The organism is Streptomyces flavusporus (assembly GCF_046267975.1).
In the GTDB taxonomy this organism is placed as follows: Bacteria; Actinomycetota; Actinomycetes; order Streptomycetales; family Streptomycetaceae; genus Streptomyces; species Streptomyces flavusporus.
The window spans coordinates 1,448,346-1,465,853 of sequence record NZ_CP176503.1 but is presented as its reverse complement, the minus strand read 5'-3'; the positions used below and the strand labels follow the sequence as shown (position 1 = coordinate 1,465,853).

Annotated in this window: 11 protein-coding genes and 2 pseudogenes; 4 read left to right on the top strand and 9 right to left on the bottom strand. The window is 70.2% G+C overall.

Annotated features, from left to right (window positions below; genetic code table 11):
- Positions 1 to 6: 6 nt before the first annotated feature.
- From gnd to tkt, 6 genes are read right to left on the bottom strand one after another with little or no spacing between them, the layout of a single operon-like run.
- Entirely contained in the window at positions 7 to 885 is an 879-nt protein-coding gene (gnd, locus tag ACKTSN_RS07235; protein WP_409468322.1) for a phosphogluconate dehydrogenase (NAD(+)-dependent, decarboxylating), read from the bottom strand.
- Positions 886 to 891: 6 nt separating this feature from the next.
- On the bottom strand, positions 892 to 2,538 hold the full coding sequence (pgi, locus tag ACKTSN_RS07230) for a glucose-6-phosphate isomerase (RefSeq protein WP_409468321.1): 1,647 nt from the start codon (positions 2,536 to 2,538) through the stop codon (positions 892 to 894).
- A complete protein-coding gene (gene opcA, locus ACKTSN_RS07225; protein ID WP_409468320.1) occupies positions 2,531 to 3,469 on the bottom strand; it encodes a glucose-6-phosphate dehydrogenase assembly protein OpcA in 939 nt (312 codons plus the stop codon). Before opcA ends, pgi begins: the two co-directional genes overlap by 8 nt.
- On the bottom strand, positions 3,466 to 5,094 hold the full coding sequence (gene zwf, locus ACKTSN_RS07220) for a glucose-6-phosphate dehydrogenase (RefSeq protein ID WP_409468319.1): 1,629 nt from the start codon (positions 5,092 to 5,094) through the stop codon (positions 3,466 to 3,468). The genes opcA and zwf overlap by 4 nt, the downstream gene beginning before the upstream one ends.
- Complete coding sequence (gene tal, locus ACKTSN_RS07215; RefSeq protein ID WP_409468318.1) at positions 5,091 to 6,236, bottom strand: transaldolase; 1,146 nt, start codon at positions 6,234 to 6,236, stop codon at positions 5,091 to 5,093. The genes zwf and tal overlap by 4 nt, the downstream gene beginning before the upstream one ends.
- Positions 6,237 to 6,255: 19 nt before the next feature.
- Complete coding sequence (gene tkt / locus ACKTSN_RS07210) at positions 6,256 to 8,331, bottom strand: transketolase (RefSeq protein ID WP_409468317.1); 2,076 nt, start codon at positions 8,329 to 8,331, stop codon at positions 6,256 to 6,258.
- Between the two features lie 170 nt (positions 8,332 to 8,501).
- Here tkt and ACKTSN_RS07205 point away from each other — a divergent pair, with 170 nt between their 5' ends.
- Complete coding sequence (locus tag ACKTSN_RS07205; RefSeq protein WP_409468316.1) at positions 8,502 to 9,395, top strand: helix-turn-helix domain-containing protein; 894 nt, start codon at positions 8,502 to 8,504, stop codon at positions 9,393 to 9,395.
- A 53-nt stretch (positions 9,396 to 9,448) separates the two neighbouring features.
- Here the strand turns inward: ACKTSN_RS07205 and ACKTSN_RS07200 are convergent, their stop codons facing one another.
- Positions 9,449 to 10,846, bottom strand: a complete 1,398-nt coding sequence (locus ACKTSN_RS07200; RefSeq protein WP_409468315.1) for a glycoside hydrolase family 16 protein — start codon at positions 10,844 to 10,846, stop codon at positions 9,449 to 9,451.
- A gap of 250 nt (positions 10,847 to 11,096) precedes the next feature.
- Here ACKTSN_RS07200 and ACKTSN_RS07195 point away from each other — a divergent pair.
- Both ACKTSN_RS07195 and ACKTSN_RS07190 read left to right on the top strand, forming a co-directional pair.
- A pseudogene (locus ACKTSN_RS07195) lies at positions 11,097 to 11,609 on the top strand (phosphotransferase family protein); the annotation flags it as partial.
- Between the two features lie 292 nt (positions 11,610 to 11,901).
- Positions 11,902 to 12,990 (top strand): RNA-guided endonuclease InsQ/TnpB family protein, encoded by a 1,089-nt coding sequence (locus tag ACKTSN_RS07190; protein ID WP_409468314.1) that lies wholly within the window; start codon positions 11,902 to 11,904, stop codon positions 12,988 to 12,990.
- 150 nt (positions 12,991 to 13,140) lie between these two features.
- Here the strand turns inward: ACKTSN_RS07190 and ACKTSN_RS07185 are convergent, their stop codons facing one another.
- Positions 13,141 to 14,364: an IS110 family transposase gene (locus tag ACKTSN_RS07185; RefSeq protein ID WP_409467819.1), complete on the bottom strand. Its 1,224-nt coding sequence runs from the start codon at positions 14,362 to 14,364 to the stop codon at positions 13,141 to 13,143.
- Positions 14,365 to 14,875: 511 nt separating this feature from the next.
- Here ACKTSN_RS07185 and ACKTSN_RS07180 point away from each other — a divergent pair.
- Positions 14,876 to 15,164: pseudogene (locus tag ACKTSN_RS07180) on the top strand (aminoglycoside phosphotransferase family protein); the annotation flags it as partial.
- Between the two features lie 192 nt (positions 15,165 to 15,356).
- Here the strand turns inward: ACKTSN_RS07180 and ACKTSN_RS07175 are convergent.
- Positions 15,357 to 17,459, bottom strand: coding sequence for an MMPL family transporter (locus ACKTSN_RS07175; protein WP_409468313.1), 2,103 nt, complete (start codon positions 17,457 to 17,459; stop codon positions 15,357 to 15,359).
- Positions 17,460 to 17,508: the final 49 nt, after the last annotated feature.

Below are 17,508 nucleotides of genomic sequence, written 5' to 3'. Positions count from 1 at the left end.
GGCCGGCTACTCCTTCGACTCGACGGCGTGCCCGCCGAACTGGTTGCGCAGGGCCGCGATCATCTTCATCTGCGGGGAGTCGTCCTGCCGGGAGGCGAACCGCGCGAACAGCGACGCCGTGATCGCGGGCAGCGGCACGGCGTTGTCGATCGCCGCCTCCACCGTCCACCGGCCCTCGCCGGAGTCCTCGGCGTAGCCGCGCAGCTTGTGCAGGTGCTCGTCCTCGTCGAGGGCGTTCACCGCGAGGTCGAGGAGCCAGGAGCGGATGACGGTGCCCTGCTGCCAAGAGCGGAAGACCTCCCGGACATCGGTCACGGAGTCGACCTTCTCCAGGAGCTCCCAGCCCTCCGCATACGCCTGCATCATGGCGTACTCGATGCCGTTGTGGACCATCTTCGCGAAGTGGCCGGCGCCCACCTTGCCCGCGTGGACGTACCCGTACGGGCCCTCCGGCTTGAGCGCGTCGAAGATCGGCTTCAGGCGGTCGACGTGCTCCTTGTCTCCGCCGACCATGAGCGCGTAGCCGTTCTCCAGGCCCCACACACCACCCGAGACCCCCGCGTCGACGAAGCCGATGCCGCGCTTGCCGAGTTCCTCGGCGTGCTTCTCGTCGTCCGTCCAGCGGGAGTTGCCGCCGTCGATGACGGTGTCGCCGGGCTTGAGCACGCTCGCCAACTGGTCGATGACGCCCTGGGTGACGGCGCCGGCCGGGACCATGACCCAGACCGCGCGCGGCGCCTGGAGCCGGTCGGCGAGTTCGACCAGGTTCTTCACGTCGGAGAGCTCGGGATTGGTGTCGTAGCCGACGACCTCGTGGCCGGCGTTGCGCAGGCGCTCGCGCATGTTGCCGCCCATCTTGCCGAGACCAACAAGACCGATCTGCATGTCAGCTCACTTCCTCAGTTCGCGGTAAGCGGCCACCAGCGCGGCCGTGGACGGGTCGATACCTGGGACCTCGGCGCCCTCGGTGAGGGCCGGCTCGACGCGCTTGGCGAGGACCTTGCCGAGTTCGACGCCCCACTGGTCGAAGGAGTCGATGTTCCAGATCGCGCCCTGTACGAACACCTTGTGCTCGTACAGCGCGACCAGCTGGCCGAGGACCGACGGGGTCAGCTCGGCGGCCAGGATCGTGGTGGTCGGGTGGTTGCCCTTGAAGGTGCGGTGCGGCACCTGCTCCTCGGGCACGCCCTCCGCGCGCACCTCCTCGGCGGTCTTGCCGAAGGCGAGCGCCTGTCCCTGCGCGAACAGGTTCGCCATCAACAGGTCGTGCTGCGCCTTGAGTTCGTCGCTCAGCTCGGCGACCGGCCGGGCGAACCCGATCAGGTCTGCCGGGATGAGCTTCGTCCCCTGGTGGATCAACTGGTAGTAGGCGTGCTGCCCGTTGGTGCCGGGCGTGCCCCACACCACCGGGCCGGTCTCCCAGCCCACGGTGTGGCCGCCCCGGTCCACCGACTTGCCGTTGGACTCCATGTCGAGCTGCTGCAGGTAGGCCGTGAACTTGGACAGGTAGTGGCTGTACGGCAGCACCGCGTGCGACTGGGCCTCGAAGAAGTTGCCGTACCAGACGCCCAACAGGCCGAGGAGCAGCGGGGCGTTGGCCTCGGCGGGCGCGCTGCGGAAGTGCTCGTCGACGATCCTGAACCCGTCGAGCATCTCCCGGAAGCGTTCCGGGCCGATCGCGATCATCAGGGACAGGCCGATGGCCGAGTCGTACGAGTAGCGGCCGCCGACCCAGTCCCAGAACTCGAACATGTTGTCCGGGTCGATGCCGAACTCGGTGACCTTCCCGGCGTTCGTGGACAGGGCGACGAAGTGCTTCGCGACCGCCTTCTCCTCGCCGTCGAGCCCGGCCAGCAGCCAGGAGCGGGCGGAGGTGGCGTTGGTGATCGTCTCGATCGTGGTGAACGTCTTGGACGCGACGATGAACAGCGTCTCGGCCGGGTCCAGGTCCCGCACAGCCTCGTGCAGGTCGGCGCCGTCCACGTTCGAGACGAACCGGAACGTCAGCGAGCGGTCGGTGTACGCGCGCAGCGCCTCGTACGCCATCGCCGGGCCCAGGTCCGAGCCGCCGATGCCGATGTTGACGACGTTCCTGATCCGCTTGCCGGTGTGGCCGGTCCACTTCCCGGAGCGGACCCGGTCGGCGAAGGCGCTCATCTTGTCGAGCACCGCGTGGACCTGGGGGACCACGTTCTCGCCGTCGACCTCGATCACCGCGTCCCGCGGGGCGCGCAGCGCGGTGTGGAGCACGGCGCGGTCCTCGGTGATGTTGATCCGCTCACCGCGGAACATGGCGTCGCGCAGCCCGAACACATCGGTGGCGGTGGCGAGTTCCTGGAGCAGGGCGAGCGTCTCGTCGGTGATGAGGTGCTTGGAGTAGTCGATGCGCAGGTCGCCGACGCGTACGACGTACCGCTCCGCACGCCCGGGATCCGCCGCGAACAGCTCGCGCAGCCGCGGGCGTTGCAGCGCGTCCGCGCGGTGGTCCTCCAGGGCGGTCCACTCGGGCCGCCGCGTCAGCAAGGGCTGGTCAGACATGGGAGGGGGTCTCCTTGGTGGTGCCCTCGCCCCGCAGGGCGACGGCGTACATCTCGTCGGCGTCGAGGCGCCGCAGCTCCTCGGCGATGAGTTCGGAGGTGGGGCGCACCTTCAGCGCGAGCGTGCGCGACGGCTGGCCCGGCAGGGTGAGCGTGGCCAGCGGGCCCTCGGGCCGGTCGATGACGATCTCGCCGGTCTCGGTGCCCAGCCGTACGCCGGTGACGACCGGACCCGCGGTCTCCACGCGGTCGACCCGGACGTGCAGCCGGGCCTCCAGCCAGCGGGCCAGCAGCTCGGCGCTGGGGTTCTCGGCCTCGCTCTCCACGGCCGCCGAGGTGATCCGCAGCTTGGCCTGGTCCAGAGCGGCGGCCAGCATCGAACGCCAGGGCGTGAGCCGGGTCCACGCGAGGTCGGTGTCACCGGGTGCGTACGAGTGGAGGCGGTCCTCCAGTGCGGCCAGCGGCGTCTCGACGGCGTACATGTCGGTGATCCGGCGTTGGGCGAGCGCCCCCAGCGGGTCCTTGGCGGGCACCTTGGGCGCATCCACCGGCCACCACACGACGACCGGCGCGTCCGGCAGCAGCAGCGGCAGCACGACGGAGTCGGCGTGGTCGGACACCTCGCCGTAGGTCCGCAGGACGACCGTCTCGCCGGTTCCGGCGTCCGCGCCCACCCGGACCTCGGCGTCGAGGCGGGACTGGGTGCGGTCCCGGGGGGTGCGGGCGTGCCGCTTGATGACGACCAGGGTGCGCGAGGGGTGCTCGTGCGAGGCCTCCTCGGCCGCCTTGATCGCGTCGTAGGCGTTCTCCTCGTCCGTGACGATGACCATCGTCAGGACCATGCCCACAGCGGGCGTACCGATGGCGCGGCGGCCTTGCACCAGCGCCTTGTTGATCTTGCTTGCCGTGGTGTCGGTCAGGTCGATCTTCATGGCCTGCGCCAGCTCCGTCCGTCTCGTGCGAGCATCTCGTCGGCTTCCTCGGGGCCCCAGCTGCCCGACGTGTACTGCGCCGGCCTGCCGTGCGTCGCCCAGTACTCCTCGATCGGGTCGAGGATCCTCCAGGACTCTTCCACTTCCTGATGACGGGGGAACAAGTTGGCATCTCCCAGGAGGACATCCAGGATGAGCCGCTCGTACGCCTCGGGGCTGGACTCCGTGAACGACTCGCCGTAGGCGAAGTCCATCGTCACGTCCCGGATCTCCATCGACGTGCCCGGCACCTTCGAACCGAACCGGACCGTCATGCCCTCGTCCGGCTGAACCCGGATGACGATGGCGTTCTGGCCCAGCTCCTCGGTGGCCGTGGAGTCGAAGGGGGAGTGCGGGGCGCGCTGGAAGACGACCGCGATCTCCGTCACGCGGCGGCCGAGCCGCTTGCCGGTGCGCAGGTAGAACGGGACGCCCGCCCAGCGGCGGTTGTCGACGTTCAGCTTGATCGCGGCGTACGTGTCGGTCATGGAGGCCGGGTCGATACCGTCCTCCTCGAGGTAGCCGCGCACCTTCTCGCCGCCCTGCCAGGCGGCCGCGTACTGGGCGCGCACGGTGTGCTTGCCGAGGTCCCCCGGCAGCTTCACCGCCTTCAGCACCTTCAGCTTCTCCATGAGCAGCGAGGCGGCGTCGAAGGAGGCGGGCTCCTCCATCGCGGTGAGCGCCATCAGCTGAAGCAGGTGGTTCTGGATGACGTCACGGGCCGAGCCGATGCCGTCGTAGTAGCCGGCCCGGCCGCCGATGCCGATGTCCTCGGCCATCGTGATCTGCACATGGTCGACGTAACTGCGGTTCCAGATCGGCTCGAACATCTGGTTGGCGAAGCGGAGCGCCAGAATGTTCTGGACTGTCTCCTTGCCGAGGTAGTGGTCGATACGGAACACCTGGTCCGGCTCGAACACGTCGTGCACGATCCTGTTCAGCTCCTCGGCCGACCTCAGGTCGTGGCCGAACGGCTTCTCGATGACCGCGCGGCGCCAGGAGCCCTCGGGCGCGCCCGCCAGCCCGTGCTTCTTCAGCTGCTGAACGACCTTCGGGAAGAACTTCGGCGGCACGGAGAGGTAGAAGGCGTAGTTGCCACTGGTGCCCCGGGAGGCATCCAACTCCTCGATGGAGCTGCGCAGTTGCTTGAACGCGTCGTCGTCGTCGAAGTCGCCCGGGACGAACCGCATGCCCTCGGCCAGCTGCTGCCAGACCTCCTCACGGAACTCCGTACGGGCGTACTCGCGCACCGCGTCGTGCACCACCTGCGCGAAGTCCTGGTCCTCCCAGTCCCGGCGGGCGAACCCGACGAGCGAGAAGCCCGGCGGCAGGAGGCCGCGGTTCGCCAGGTCGTAGACGGCCGGCATCAGCTTCTTGCGGGACAGATCGCCGGTGACGCCGAAGATGACGAGGCCGGACGGGCCGGCGATCCGGGGGAGGCGGCGGTCCCGGGGGTCGCGGAGGGGGTTCGACCAGTCGGAGGAGGGGGCGATGATCCCCTGAGGGGACGCCTCGGGCTCCTGAGGCTCGGTCACCTCGGTCACCTCGTTCTCCGCAGCCGACGTTTCGGAAAGCTTCTCGGTCATTCCCCGTCAACCCCCTTGCCGGTCAGTGACTTCGTGACGGCGTCCAGCAGGTCCTGCCAGGCCACCTCGAACTTGGCGACGCCCTCGTCCTCCAGCTGCTGGACGACCTCGTCGTAGGAGATGCCGAGCCGCTCGACGGCGGCGAGGTCGGCGCGGGCCTGCGCGTAGCCGCCGGTCACCGTGTCGCCGTTGATGTTCCCGTGGTCGGCGGTGGCGTTCAGCGTGGCTTCCGGCATCGTGTTGACCGTGCCGGGGGCGACCAGGTCCTCGACGTACAGGGTGTCCTTGTACGCGGGGTCCTTCACGCCGGTCGAGGCCCACAGCGGGCGCTGCTTGTTGGCGCGGGAGCCGGTCAGGGCGAGCCAGCGCTCACCGGCGAACACCTCCTCGTACGCCTCGTAGGCCAGCCGCGCGTTGGCGAGCGCCGCCCGGCCCTTGAGCGCGAGGGCCTCGTCCGTGCCCAGCAGCGTCAGGCGCTTGTCGATCTCGCTGTCGACCCGGGAGACGAAGAAGGACGCCACGGAGTGGATGGCGGACAGGTCCAGGCCCGCCGCCTGCGCCTTCTCCAGGCCGGCCAGGTAGGCGTCCATGACCTCGCGGTACCGCTCCAGCGAGAAGATCAGCGTGACGTTGACGCTGATGCCGGCGCCGATGACCTCGGTGATCGCCGGGAGGCCCGCCTTGGTCGCCGGGATCTTGATCATGACGTTGGGCCGGTCGACCAGCCAGGCGAGCTGGCGGGCCTCGGCGATGGTGGCCGCCGTGTTGTGGGCGAGGCGCGGGTCGACCTCGATGGAGACCCGGCCGTCCCGGCCGCCGGTCGCGTCGTACACCGGGCGCAGGATGTCGGCGGCGGCGCGGACGTCGGCGGTGGTCATCATGCGGACGGCCTCGTCGACGGTGACGCCGCGCACGGCGAGGTCGGTGAGCTGTTCCTCGTAGCCCTCACCGGAGCCGATGGCGGCCTGGAAGATGGACGGGTTGGTGGTGACGCCCACGACGTGCTTGGTGTCGATGAGTTCGGCGAGGTTGCCGGACGTGATGCGCTTGCGCGACAGGTCGTCCAGCCAGATCGACACGCCCTCGTCGGAGAGGCGCTTGAGGGCTCCCGCGGTGGCGGATGCTTCGGGCACAGTGATCATCTTCTTTCTGGCGATCGGATCAACCACGCGCGGCAGCCAGCGATTCCCTGGCGGCTGCGGCGACGTTCTCGGCGGTGAAGCCGAACTCGGTGAACAGGGTCTTCGCGTCGGCGGAGGCGCCGAAGTGTTCGAGGGAGACGATGCGTCCTGCGTCACCCACGAAGCGGTACCACGTCAGACCCACCCCCGCCTCGACAGTGACACGCGCCTTCACGGACGGCGGAAGGACGCTCTCGCGGTACTCGCGGGGCTGCTCCTCGAACCACTCCACGGACGGCATCGACACCACCCGCGCGCCGATCCCCTCGGCCTCCAACTGCTCCCGCGCGGCAACGGCGAGCTGCACCTCGGAGCCGGTGGCGATCAGGATCACGTCCGGAGTCCCGGTCGAGGACTCGAAGAGCACGTAACCGCCGCGCGCCGCGTCCTCGTTCGGCTCGTACGTCGGTACGCCCTGCCGGGTGAGCGCGAGGCCGTGCGGAGCGGGGTGGGTGGCGTGCCGCTTGAGGATCTCGGCCCAGGCGATCGCCGTCTCGTTGGCGTCCGCCGGGCGCACGATGTTCAGGCCAGGCATGGCGCGCAGGGCGGCCAGGTGCTCGACGGGCTGGTGGGTGGGGCCGTCCTCGCCGAGGCCGATGGAGTCGTGCGTCCAGACGTACGTCACCGGAAGCTGCATCAGCGCGGACATGCGCACCGCGTTGCGCATGTAGTCGGAGAACACCAGGAACGTGCCGCCGTAGATACGGGTGTTGCCGTGCAGGGCGATGCCGTTCATCTCGGCGGCCATCGAGAACTCGCGGATGCCGAAGTGGATCGTACGGCCGTACGGGTCGGCCTCCGGCAGCGGATTGCCCTTCGGCAGGAAGGACGAGGTCTTGTCGATGGTGGTGTTGTTCGAGCCGGCCAGGTCGGCGGAGCCGCCCCACAGCTCGGGGATCACGGCGCCGAGCGCCTGGAGCACCTTGCCGGACGCGGCACGGGTGGCGACCGCCTTGCCCGCCTCGAAGACCGGGACCTTCTCCTCCCAGCCGGTGGGCAGCTCGCCCTTGCTGATCCGGTCGAACTCGGCGGCGCGCTCAGGGTTGGCGTCCCGCCACGTGGCGATCCGCTTGTCCCAGGCGGCGTGGGTGTCGGCGCCCCGGTCGAGCGCCTGACGCGTGTGGGCGAGGACCTCGTCGGTGACCTCGAAGGTCTTCGCCGGGTCGAAGCCCAGCACGCGCTTGGTGGCCGCGACCTCGTCCTCGCCGAGGGCGGAGCCGTGCGAGGCCTCGGTGTTCTGCGCGTTCGGCGCCGGCCAGGCGATGATCGTGCGCATCGCGATGATGGAGGGGCGCTCGGTCTCGGCCTGCGCCGTCCTGAGCGCCGCGTACAGCGCGGCCACGTCGATGTCGCCGCTCTCGGCGGGCTCCACGCGCTGCGTGTGCCAGCCGTAGGCCTCGTACCGCTTCAGCACGTCCTCGGAGAACGCGGTGGCGGTGTCGCCCTCGATCGAGATGTGGTTGTCGTCGTAGAGGAAGACGAGGTTGCCGAGCTTCTGGTGGCCGGCCAGGGAGGAGGCCTCGGCGGAGACACCCTCCTCCAGGTCGCCGTCGGAGACGATGGCCCAGATGGTGTGGTCGAACGGGGACTCGCCGGCCGGCGCGTCGGGGTCGAACAGGCCGCGCTCGTAGCGGGCGGCCATCGCCATGCCGACGGCGTTCGCGACGCCCTGGCCGAGCGGGCCGGTGGTCGTCTCCACGCCCGCGGTGTGACCGTACTCGGGGTGACCGGGGGTCTTCGATCCGTGCGTGCGGAACGCCTTCAGGTCGTCGAGCTCCAGCTCGTACCCGGCGAGGAAGAGCTGCGTGTAGAGGGTGAGCGAGGTGTGGCCGGGGGAGAGGACGAAGCGGTCACGGCCCGCCCACTCCGGGTCGGCGGGGTCGTGTCGCATCACCTTCTGAAAGATCGTGTACGCCGCCGGGGCGAGGCTCATCGCGGTGCCGGGATGGCCGTTCCCGACCTGCTGTACGGCATCCGCCGCCAGCAGACGGGCGGTGTCGACGGCACGCCGGTCGAGGTCGGTCCACTCGAAACTGTCGGGTGTCTGCGTGCTCATCTGTAGGCAGTCCTCTTCAAAAGGTTATCGGAACCAGCGTTTCAGCTGGTCGGACGCGTACGACTTTAAAAGTCTGACTTTTCCGCAGGAAGGTTCGGGTGTGCCAGCCTGTGGTGAAAGTGGGACACGGAGACCGGTACAGCGCGAGACCAAGGCGGCGCGAGCAGGACATGGCGGGCATAACCATCCAAGACGGAGACGACGGCGGGATCAGAACGTTCCCCTTCCCGGTGGAGCGGAGCGTCTCCGGTGTGGGCGTACAGGTCGGCCCGATGGGCGAGGGTCGTACCTGGCACGCCGAGGCGCCGCTGGAGCGCATCCACCGCATCGACTTCCACATCGTGATGATCTTCAGCGACGGACCCGTACGCCACATGATCGACTTCGCCGAGTACGAGGCGACGGCCGGCGACGTGCTGTGGATCCGCCCGGGACAGGTGCACCGCTTCACGGACATGAGCGAGTACCGCGGAATCGTCCTGGCCATGCAGCCCGGCTTCCTGCCGCGCGCCACCGTCGAGGCCACCGGCCTGTACCGCTACGACCTGCCGCCCCTGCTGCACCCCGACGAGGCCCAGCTCGCCGCCCTGCGCGCGGCCCTCGCCCAGCTGCAACGCGAGTACGAGGACACCGAGACCCTCCCGCTCAGCCTGCACACCGCCGTCCTGCGCCACACCCTGACCGCGTTCCTGCTGCGCCTCGCGCACCTCGCGGCCAGCTCCGCGGAGGCGGCCCGGCAGCAGGCGGACACCACCTTCATCCTCTTCCGCGACGCGGTCGAGCAGGGCTTCGCCACCAACCACAGTGTCAGCGCCTACGCCGACGCCCTCGGCTACTCCCGCCGCACCCTCGTCCGCGCGGTCCGCGCCGCCACCGGCGAGACACCGAAGGCCTTCATCGACAAGCGGGTGATCCTGGAGGCCAAGCGCCTCCTCGCCCACACCGACCTGCCCATCGGCCGTGTCGGCGCGGCGGTCGGCTTCCCCGACGCGGCGAACTTCTCCAAGTTCTTCCACCAGCACACCGATGTGACGCCGGCGGTGTTCCGGGCGGAGCTGCGGTGACGCTGAAAGGGGGCTCCACGCGCGCGTGGAGCCCCCTTTCATGGAGGGGCGGCTCAGTGCCCGAAGTTGAACCAGTTCACGTTCACGAAGTCCGCCGGCTGACCGCTGGTGAAGGTCAGATACACGTCGTGCGTGCCCGTGACGGAGCTGATGTTCGCCGGGACCGTACGCCATGACTGCCAGCCGCCGGTGTTGCCGACGGCGAAGCTCCCGACGGGCGCGCTGCTGCGGCTGTCCAGGCGCACCTCGACCAGACCGCTCACGCCGGAGCCCGCACCGCTCGCGACCCGGGCGTTGAACTGCGTGGCCGCCGAGGAGCCGAAGTTGACGCCTCGGTAGAGGGCCCAGTCGCCGTTGGCCAGCGCGCCGATGTTCTGGCCGCCGCCCGTGTCGGAGGTCCTCTCGGTCATCGTGCCGGACTGGCCGTCGTAGGACTCGGCCTGGATGGCGCTGTAGGCGTCCCGGTTGCCGGTCGGGGGCGGCGTGGTACCGCTCCCACCGGCCGACAGCACCTGGACGTAGTCGACGACCATCGAGTGGCCCGGCACCGTCGCGGCGTCCGGCCCGCCGCCGAAGGCGTCCACGAAGCCGCCGCCCATCGCCACGTTCAGGATGATGAAGAAGCCGTGCTCCGTGGCGTTCGCCCACGTCGTCGCGTCGACCTGGTTCTCGCGCACGGTGTGGTAGTTGGTGCCGTCGACGTAGAAGCGGATCTCCTCGACGCTCGTCGAGCGGTCCCACTCCATGCGATATGTGTGGAAGCCGGACTGGCAGCTGGCGCCGGGGCAGGTGGTGGAACCGCCGATGCCGGTGGTCTCGTTGCAGGGGCCGCCGGGTGAGGTGCCGCAGTGCATCGTCGCCCAGACGGTGTTGAGGCCCTGGACGTTCTCTATGATGTCCAGCTCGCCGACGCCCGGCCAGTTCCAGTAGTTGCCGCGGAAGGGTGCGCCCAGCATCCAGAAGGCGGGCCAGTAGCCGCGGGCGGCGGCGCCGGTGACGTTGGGCATCTGGATCCGGGCCTCGACCCGGAGTCTGCCGCCGGCCGGGGGCTGGAAGTCGGTGCGGTTGGTCTCGATACGGCCGGAGGTCCAGTTGCCGGCGGCGTCGCGGCGCGGTGTGATGCGGAGGTTGCCGCTGCCGTCGAGGGCGACGTTGTCGGTGCTAGAGGTCATCGTCTCGATCTCGCCGGTGCCCCAGTTGGCGGGGCCGCCCGGGTAGCCCTTCCCGGTCGCGTACTGCCAGTTGGCCGTGTTGACGCCGGTGCCCGCGGCGCCTTCGAAGTCGTCGACGAAGACCTGCGTCCAGCCCGACGGGGGCGGCGGTGCGGCAGCGGTCGCGGACGGCGTCACGGCCGTGGCGACCAGCGCCGCGAGGCCCAGCGTGCTCAGGCCGGCGACCAGGGCCCGTCGGAAGGTCCGGCGTCTGCCGGGTGTGCCGGAGGTTTCGCTCATGGGGTGCCTCTCGGTACGGGAGTGGGGGTGTGCGGGTGCCTGTCCGGGAGCGCCCGAGGGGAGTTCTGAGAGCGCTCTCAGACAATGGCTGCGCGGACAATGTCCTCTCGGGTACTCCAGTCGTCAAGAGGTGCAGCCGAGAAAGTCCTTGCGGGGCAAGGGAGTTCAAGTGCTGAAGGGGAGGCGTTCGGCACGTTCCCGGTCGGTTCGGATCCCGGCCCACGCAGGACAGGCCCCTATCGTGACCGGCATGACGTCCGAGGGCGCGGCAACGGACCGCGAGGCGCTGGCCGGCGGCATGGTGAACGCGGGCGCGGTCGTCCGCCGCGGTGCGGTGGTGGAACGCCCGGCACCGCGCACCGCAGGCGCCCTCCACGCCCACCTCCGAGCGCTGAAGGAGCACGGGTTCGACGCGGCTCCGACCCCCGTCCACCTCGGCACGGACGGCCGCGAGCAGCTGACCTTCATTCCCGGCGAGGTGGCCCTGCCGCCGTTTCCCGGCTGGTCGATGACATCGACCGCACTGAGATCGGTGGGAGTCCTGCTGCGGCGCCTGCACGAGGCCGCCGCGGCCGTCCCGTTCGACACCTCGGTCGAGTGGCCGCGGGACTTGGCGGACCCGCAGGGCGGAACGATGTTGTGCCACAACGACGTCTGTCCCGAGAACGTCGTCTTCCGCGACGGCCGTGCTGCTGCACTGATCGACTTCGACCTGGCTGCACCCGGCCGCCCCCTGTGGGACGTTGCCATGACAGCCCGCTACCGAGATTCATTCGCAGTGCTCCGGCTTTCAGGCCGGGGGCGAAGCGAATCTCGTGGTGGCGGCGCGGGGTGCCGCAGCGTCTGATCCGGCGGAGCCGGACCGAGCTCGCTGTGACCGTTTCTGCTGCTCGATGTGCTGCCTGGCCACGGACAGGGGGGTGCCGTCACAGGTGAGCGCGTGGCGCCGGATCGTGGTCACGGACGCGCCTGGAGCGTTGATCGCGAACGTGCAGGAGTGATCACTTCCGGTGATCTCCACATGGGTGCCGGGCCAGGTTCCTAGCGTGGCCGGCATGCAGCTTCGGTACGGCTTCCGCCTGTACCCGGAGCCTGGCCCACGCACGGCGCTGTCCCGGGCGTTCGGGTGCGCCCGCGTCGTCTACAACGACGCCGTGCGCGCCCGCGAGCACGCCCACGCCAACCACCTGCCCTACCCGGGCGTGGCCTGGCTGTCGAAGACGCTGATCACCGAGGCCAAGTGGCGCCCCGAGCGGGCCTGGCTGGCCGAGGTCTCGTCGGTGGTGCTCCAGCAGTCCCTGCGCGATGCTGAGACCGCTTACAAGAACTTCTTCGCCTCTCTGAAGGGCGACCGCAAGGGCCCGAAGATCGAGAAACCGCGGATGAAGTCCCGTAAGGACCACCGGCAGGCCATCCGGTTCACCGCCAACGCCCGCTGGTCCATCACAACGGACGGGAAGCTGAACCTCCCGAAGATCGGGGCGGTGCGGGTCGCCTGGTCCCGGCAGTTGCCCGCCGTACCTTCCAGCGTCACCGTGATCAAGGACAGTGCGGGCCGGTACTTCGCCTCCTTCGTCATCGACACCTGCCCGGCCGCGGATGCGGCCCGCATGCCCGAGACCGATCAGACCATCGGGATCGACCTGGGTCGTGCGCACTTCGCGGTCCTGTCCGACGGCACGAAGATCGCCTCCCCGCGGTTCCTGCGCCGGGCGGAGAAGAAACTGAAGAAGGCCCAGCGCGACCTGGACCGCAAGCAGAAGGGATCCGACAACCGGGAGAAGGCCCGCCTGAAGGTCGCCCGCGCCCACGCAGCCGTGGCCGACGCCCGCAAGGAGTTTCACCACCAGCTCTCCACCAGGCTGATCCGCGAGAACCAAGCGATCGCCGTGGAAGAGCTGAACGTGATGGCTCTGGGGCGCACCCGACTGGCCAAGTCCGTTCAGGACGCGGGCTGGTCGGCCTTCATCGGCATGCTGGAGTACAAGGCGGCCCGGTACGGGCGCATCCTGGTCAAGATCGGCCGGTTCGAGCCGACCAGCCAGGTCTGCTGCGCCTGCGGGTGGAAGGACGGGCCCAAGCCTCTGTACGTGCGGGGGGGTGCCCCTATCTGTTTCGTCAACCCCGGTGGGGTCGGCTTGTAGGGGTTGATCGTGGTTTTCGGGAACGTCCCGCGGATCGGGGTGTTCCCGGCGGATCGGGTGGCTGATGGGCAGCCCGGTGGCCGGCAGGGCCGGATTGGCCGTGCCGGTACGCGGGCGTGATGGGGCCTGGAGGGTAGGGCGGTGGAGTCGTCAGGCGGCGAGGTCGACGTCGCCCGGGGTGCGTGCTTCGTAGAGGGCCCCGGTGCGGATCATCGCGTGGATGACGTTCACGCGCTGGCGGGCCAGGCGGAGGATCGCCTGGGTGTGGGTCTTGCCGCGTGCGCGTTGCCGGTCGTAGTAGATCCGGGAGGACAGGTCGGCTTTGCAGCCGATCGCGGCGAACGCGGCCTGGAACAGGGCGCGTTTGAGGAGCCGGTTGCCGCGGTGGGGTGCGTGCTCGCCGCGGATGGAGGTGCCCGAGGACTTCGTGGCGGGCGCGAGTCCGGCATAGGAGGCGAGGTGCCCGGCGGTGGGGAAGCCGGTGCCGTCACCGATCGCGACGATCACGGCCGCCGTGGTCCTGACGCCCAGGCCGGGCAGGGACGTCAAGAGGTGGAAAAGAGGGAGGGCCTCCAGCAGGGCGGCGATCTCCTGCTCGGCCTGGCGGCGCTGGGTGTGGGCGGCGGCGAGCTGGGCGGCAAGTCCTGGCACGATCAGCGCGCTGGCCTCGGTGCCCGGAACGACCAGGGTCTGCTCGGCGAGCGCGTCGAAGATCTCTGCGGTCAGGTGGTGGGCCTTGCGCGAACCGTGCACCTTGAGCAGGGCCTCGCAGCGGGCCCGGCCCAGTTTCCTCAGTCTCGCCGGGGAGCCGTGGCGCTGAAGGAGGGCCTGGACATAGGGGTAGGCCAGGCGCGGGCCGAGCACACGCTCGAGAGAGGGGTGGATCTGGGAGAGCAGGCCGCGCAGCCGGTTGGTGGCGCGGTTGACCTCGCCGGCCAGGTCGTTGTCGTAGCCGGTGAGCATGGTCAGCTCGGCCAGCACCTCGTCGTCGCGGTCCACCGCGCGCAGTGTGTGCGGCATGGTGCGGGCGGTCTCGGCGATCACGAACGCGTCGCGGGCGTCGGTCTTGGCCTCGCCCGGGTGCAGATCGGCGGCCCGCCGCATCGACAGCCCGGGCAGGTAGGCCACCCGGCAGCCGGCCGCGCGGGCCACCGTCAACGGCAGCGCGCCGATGTTGGCGACCTGGTCCACGATCACCAGAACGGTGCCGAACTTCGCCACCAGCTTGGTGAACAGCTCCAGCAGTCTCGGCTCGGTGTTGGGCAGCCGCTTGTCGTGCACGGTTCTGCCGTCCGCGGTCCGGCCGTGGGCGTGGTGGAACTCCTTGCCCAGGTCCAGGCCGAGGAAGAGATCTATCGCGGTCGTGTCGACCATGTGCGCGTGCCCCTCGCCACTCGTCTCCTCAGCTCCCGGCCGTCCCTGCGGCACCACACGCCGGCAACCACGTTACGCAGACATGCCGCCCGTGAAGCGGCCCGGCATTGCGCCGGACCAGGCGGTCGTCAGGCCCCTCATCAGCGGTCAAGCGGTGCCCCGAAGCCCGGCGGCAACACCCCCCAGGTCATCCGTACGACAGGGGGCACACAGCCATACCGGACCCGGGGGCCAGGCGCCCCATTGCGGGGCCACGAAAAAGGTAACGGGGCCTGTAGCGGCTGCGGCACCGTCCACGACCGGGACGTGAACGCCGCCACCAACGTCAAGACGGCCGCCGGACTGGCGGTGACAGCCTGTGGAGCGCCGGTAAGACCACAACGACTCGTTGTGGCGCAGCGCGACGAAGCAGGAAGCCACGGAATCCCCACCGGGCACCGTGCCGCGTAGCGGCACAGCACCCGGCAGGGACGGCCAGAATCCCCGCCCTTCAGAGCGGGGAGCATGTCAATGGGTCCCCATGCTCGATCCCGCGTCTGCTGCCGCCCGCTACCCCGCCGGTTTGGACGCCCCCGCACGGCTGCGCATCCTCGCCGACGGCTACGGCCTCCCGCCCCGGGAACGCGCCGAGCTGCCCGCGGTCATCGAACAAGGCCACCGAGACCTGCCGCGCCTTCGTCGCCGACGGCGACCCGGTGTACGTAGATGCACTGGCCGAGCGCGGTGGCTGGGAACGCTGGGATCGCATACAGGCATGGCTGGTGGCTTACCGCGACACGTTCACGGTCGCGTTGACGTAGTACGACGGCACAGCGCGCTGCCCGCCTTCCACTCCTCCGACGACAGTTTCCACCCAATGAGGCCGTTGACCGGATCGACGGTCTGCTCGCTGGTCCGGCCGTCGAGGAAGATCTGGCTACAACGACCAGCTGGTCGACGCCTAGGGAGCGCGGGGCCGGGGCGCACCGACGCGCCCTGGCCCCCTCGGTGCCTCAGACCGGTTCCGTCACCCGGATCCGCTGCGGTGCCTCCTCCTGCAGTCCGAACCGGTCGTGCGCCTTGCGCAGGGGCTTCGGCGCCCACCATGCGTGCCGTCCAAGCAGCGCCATCGTCGCCGGGACGAGCAGCATCCGGACGACCGTCGCGTCGATCAGCACGGCGAGGGTGAGGCCCAGGCCGATCTGCAGGATGGGCGAGAAGCCGCCGGTCATGAAGGCGCCGAAGACCACCGCGAGGAGCAGCGCGGCGCAGGTCACCACGCGGCCGGAGCGGCGCAGCCCCGTCACTACGGCCTCCTGGTCGGCTTCGCCGAGCCGCCGGGCCTCGCGCATCCGGGCGAGGATGAACAGCTCGTAGTCCATGGCGAGTCCGAAGGCGATCGCGATGATCAGCGGTGGCGCGGTCAGGCTCAGCGCGCCCAGGCCCTCGGCGCCCAGCAGCCCGGCCATATGCCCGTCCTGGAACACCCACACCACCACGCCGAGCGCAGCGGCCAAGCTGAGCAGCGTGGTCGCGATGGTGCGCACCGGGATCAGCACCGAGCCGGTGAACGCGAACAGCAGCGCGAAGATGCCAACGAGGACGGTCGCCGCAGCCCAGGGCGCCCGGTCGGCGAGCATCTCGCGGAAGTCGACCAGCCGGGCCGCGACGCCGGTCACCTCGACGGGTTCGTCCCCGCGGACCTCCCGCACCTCGCGGACCAGCTCGGTCGCCGCGCCGCCGTCCACACTGCCCGACGGCGGCAGTTCGACGACGGTCGTGCCGCCGGGCAGTTCACGGGACTGGGCGCCCGGGGCCAGGGCGCGGATCCGCTCGGCGATCGCCGCGTCCGTCCCCGGCCTCAGGACCACGGTGACCGGATCGACCCCGGCGCCCGGCGGGAAGTGCGCCTCCACGGTGTCGTACAACTGCCGTGCCTCGGTGTCCGTCGGCAGTTGCCGGGCGTCTCCGATGCTGATCCGCATGCCGGTGACCGGCAACGCCAGGACCAGCAGGGCCGGGACGACCACGGCGAGGACGGCTACGCGGTTGCGTGCCGAGAAGCGGGCCAGGCGTGCGAAGACACGGCCCTCCTCGCCCTTCTGCCGGGTCTTCGCCGGGGCGATCTTCCCGCCGAACCGGGTGAGCAGCGCGGGCAGCAGGGTGAGCGCGGCCAGCATGTCGATCATCACCACCGCGGCCACGGCGAGGCCCATGCTGCGCAGGAACACGCTCGGGAAGACCAGTAGTCCGGTCAGGCTGACCGCCACGGTGAGCCCGGAGAAGAGCACCGTCCGCCCGGCCGCCGCGACCGTCCGGTGCACGGCCACGACGACGTCGTCGGTGTGCCGCCGCTCCTCGCGGAAGCGGACCAGCATCAGCAGGGCGTAGTCCACCGCGAGCCCGAGCCCGAGCATGGTGGTGACCTGGACCGCGTACACCGAGATGTCCGTGACCTGGCTGAACCCGAACAGCGCCAGGAACGCTCCTGCGATCCCGCCGACCGCGACGAGCAGCGGCAGCCCCGCCGCGCGCAGCCCACCGAAGATCACCACCAGCAGGACGAGGACGACCGGCAGGGAGATCAGCTCGGCGTTCGCCACGTCCTCCTGGGCGCGTTCGCCGAGTTGCTGTCCGAGCAGCGGGCCGCCGCTCACATGGACGTCCGGCGCGTCGATCTGGTGGATGCGGGCGGAGGCGTCGTCCACCGCCCGCTCCTCGGCGTCGTCGTCGAGTCCGCCCTCAAGGGTGACGGGGATGAGCAGGGCGCGCCCGTCCTCGGAGACCAGGCCCGGGGTGGTGAAGGGGTCGGGCACGGCGGCGACACCGGGCACATCGCGCACCTCGGCGACGGCCCGGTCGACCTCGTCGCGCAGCGCGGGGTCAAAGACCGCCGGGCCTTCGACGACGGCGGTGATCGACTCGCCGGTCGGGTCGGCACGGTCGATATACTGCGCGGCCCGCTCCGACTCGGTGCCCGGAACGTTCGGCACCTCGTCGGACAGCCGTGCGAAGAAGCCCGTCCCCAGCCCGAAGCCGAGCAGCAGGAAGAGCACCCACAGAAGGATGACGGTCAGCGGGCGGCGGGTCGCCGCCCGGGCGAGCGTGGAGAGCACGGTCCCTCCCGGCGAGTCGTAGGCTTCGAACGCCCTCAGACTCCTGCCG

What these genes read in the sequence shown, in the direction of transcription:
- ACKTSN_RS07200 (WP_409468315.1), bottom strand. Translation starts at nt 10,846, where the DNA reads ATGAGCGAAACCTCCGGCACACCCGGCAGACGCCGGACCTTCCGACGG.
- ACKTSN_RS07205 (WP_409468316.1), top strand. Translation starts at nt 8,502, where the DNA reads ATGGCGGGCATAACCATCCAAGACGGAGACGACGGCGGGATCAGAACG.
- zwf (WP_409468319.1), bottom strand. Translation starts at nt 5,094, where the DNA reads ATGACCGAGAAGCTTTCCGAAACGTCGGCTGCGGAGAACGAGGTGACC.
- pgi (WP_409468321.1), bottom strand. Translation starts at nt 2,538, where the DNA reads ATGTCTGACCAGCCCTTGCTGACGCGGCGGCCCGAGTGGACCGCCCTG.
- opcA (WP_409468320.1), bottom strand. Translation starts at nt 3,469, where the DNA reads ATGAAGATCGACCTGACCGACACCACGGCAAGCAAGATCAACAAGGCG.
- ACKTSN_RS07190 (WP_409468314.1), top strand. Translation starts at nt 11,902, where the DNA reads ATGCAGCTTCGGTACGGCTTCCGCCTGTACCCGGAGCCTGGCCCACGC.
- tal (WP_409468318.1), bottom strand. Translation starts at nt 6,236, where the DNA reads ATGATCACTGTGCCCGAAGCATCCGCCACCGCGGGAGCCCTCAAGCGC.
- ACKTSN_RS07185 (WP_409467819.1), bottom strand. Translation starts at nt 14,364, where the DNA reads ATGGTCGACACGACCGCGATAGATCTCTTCCTCGGCCTGGACCTGGGC.
- gnd (WP_409468322.1), bottom strand. Translation starts at nt 885, where the DNA reads ATGCAGATCGGTCTTGTTGGTCTCGGCAAGATGGGCGGCAACATGCGC.
- tkt (WP_409468317.1), bottom strand. Translation starts at nt 8,331, where the DNA reads ATGAGCACGCAGACACCCGACAGTTTCGAGTGGACCGACCTCGACCGG.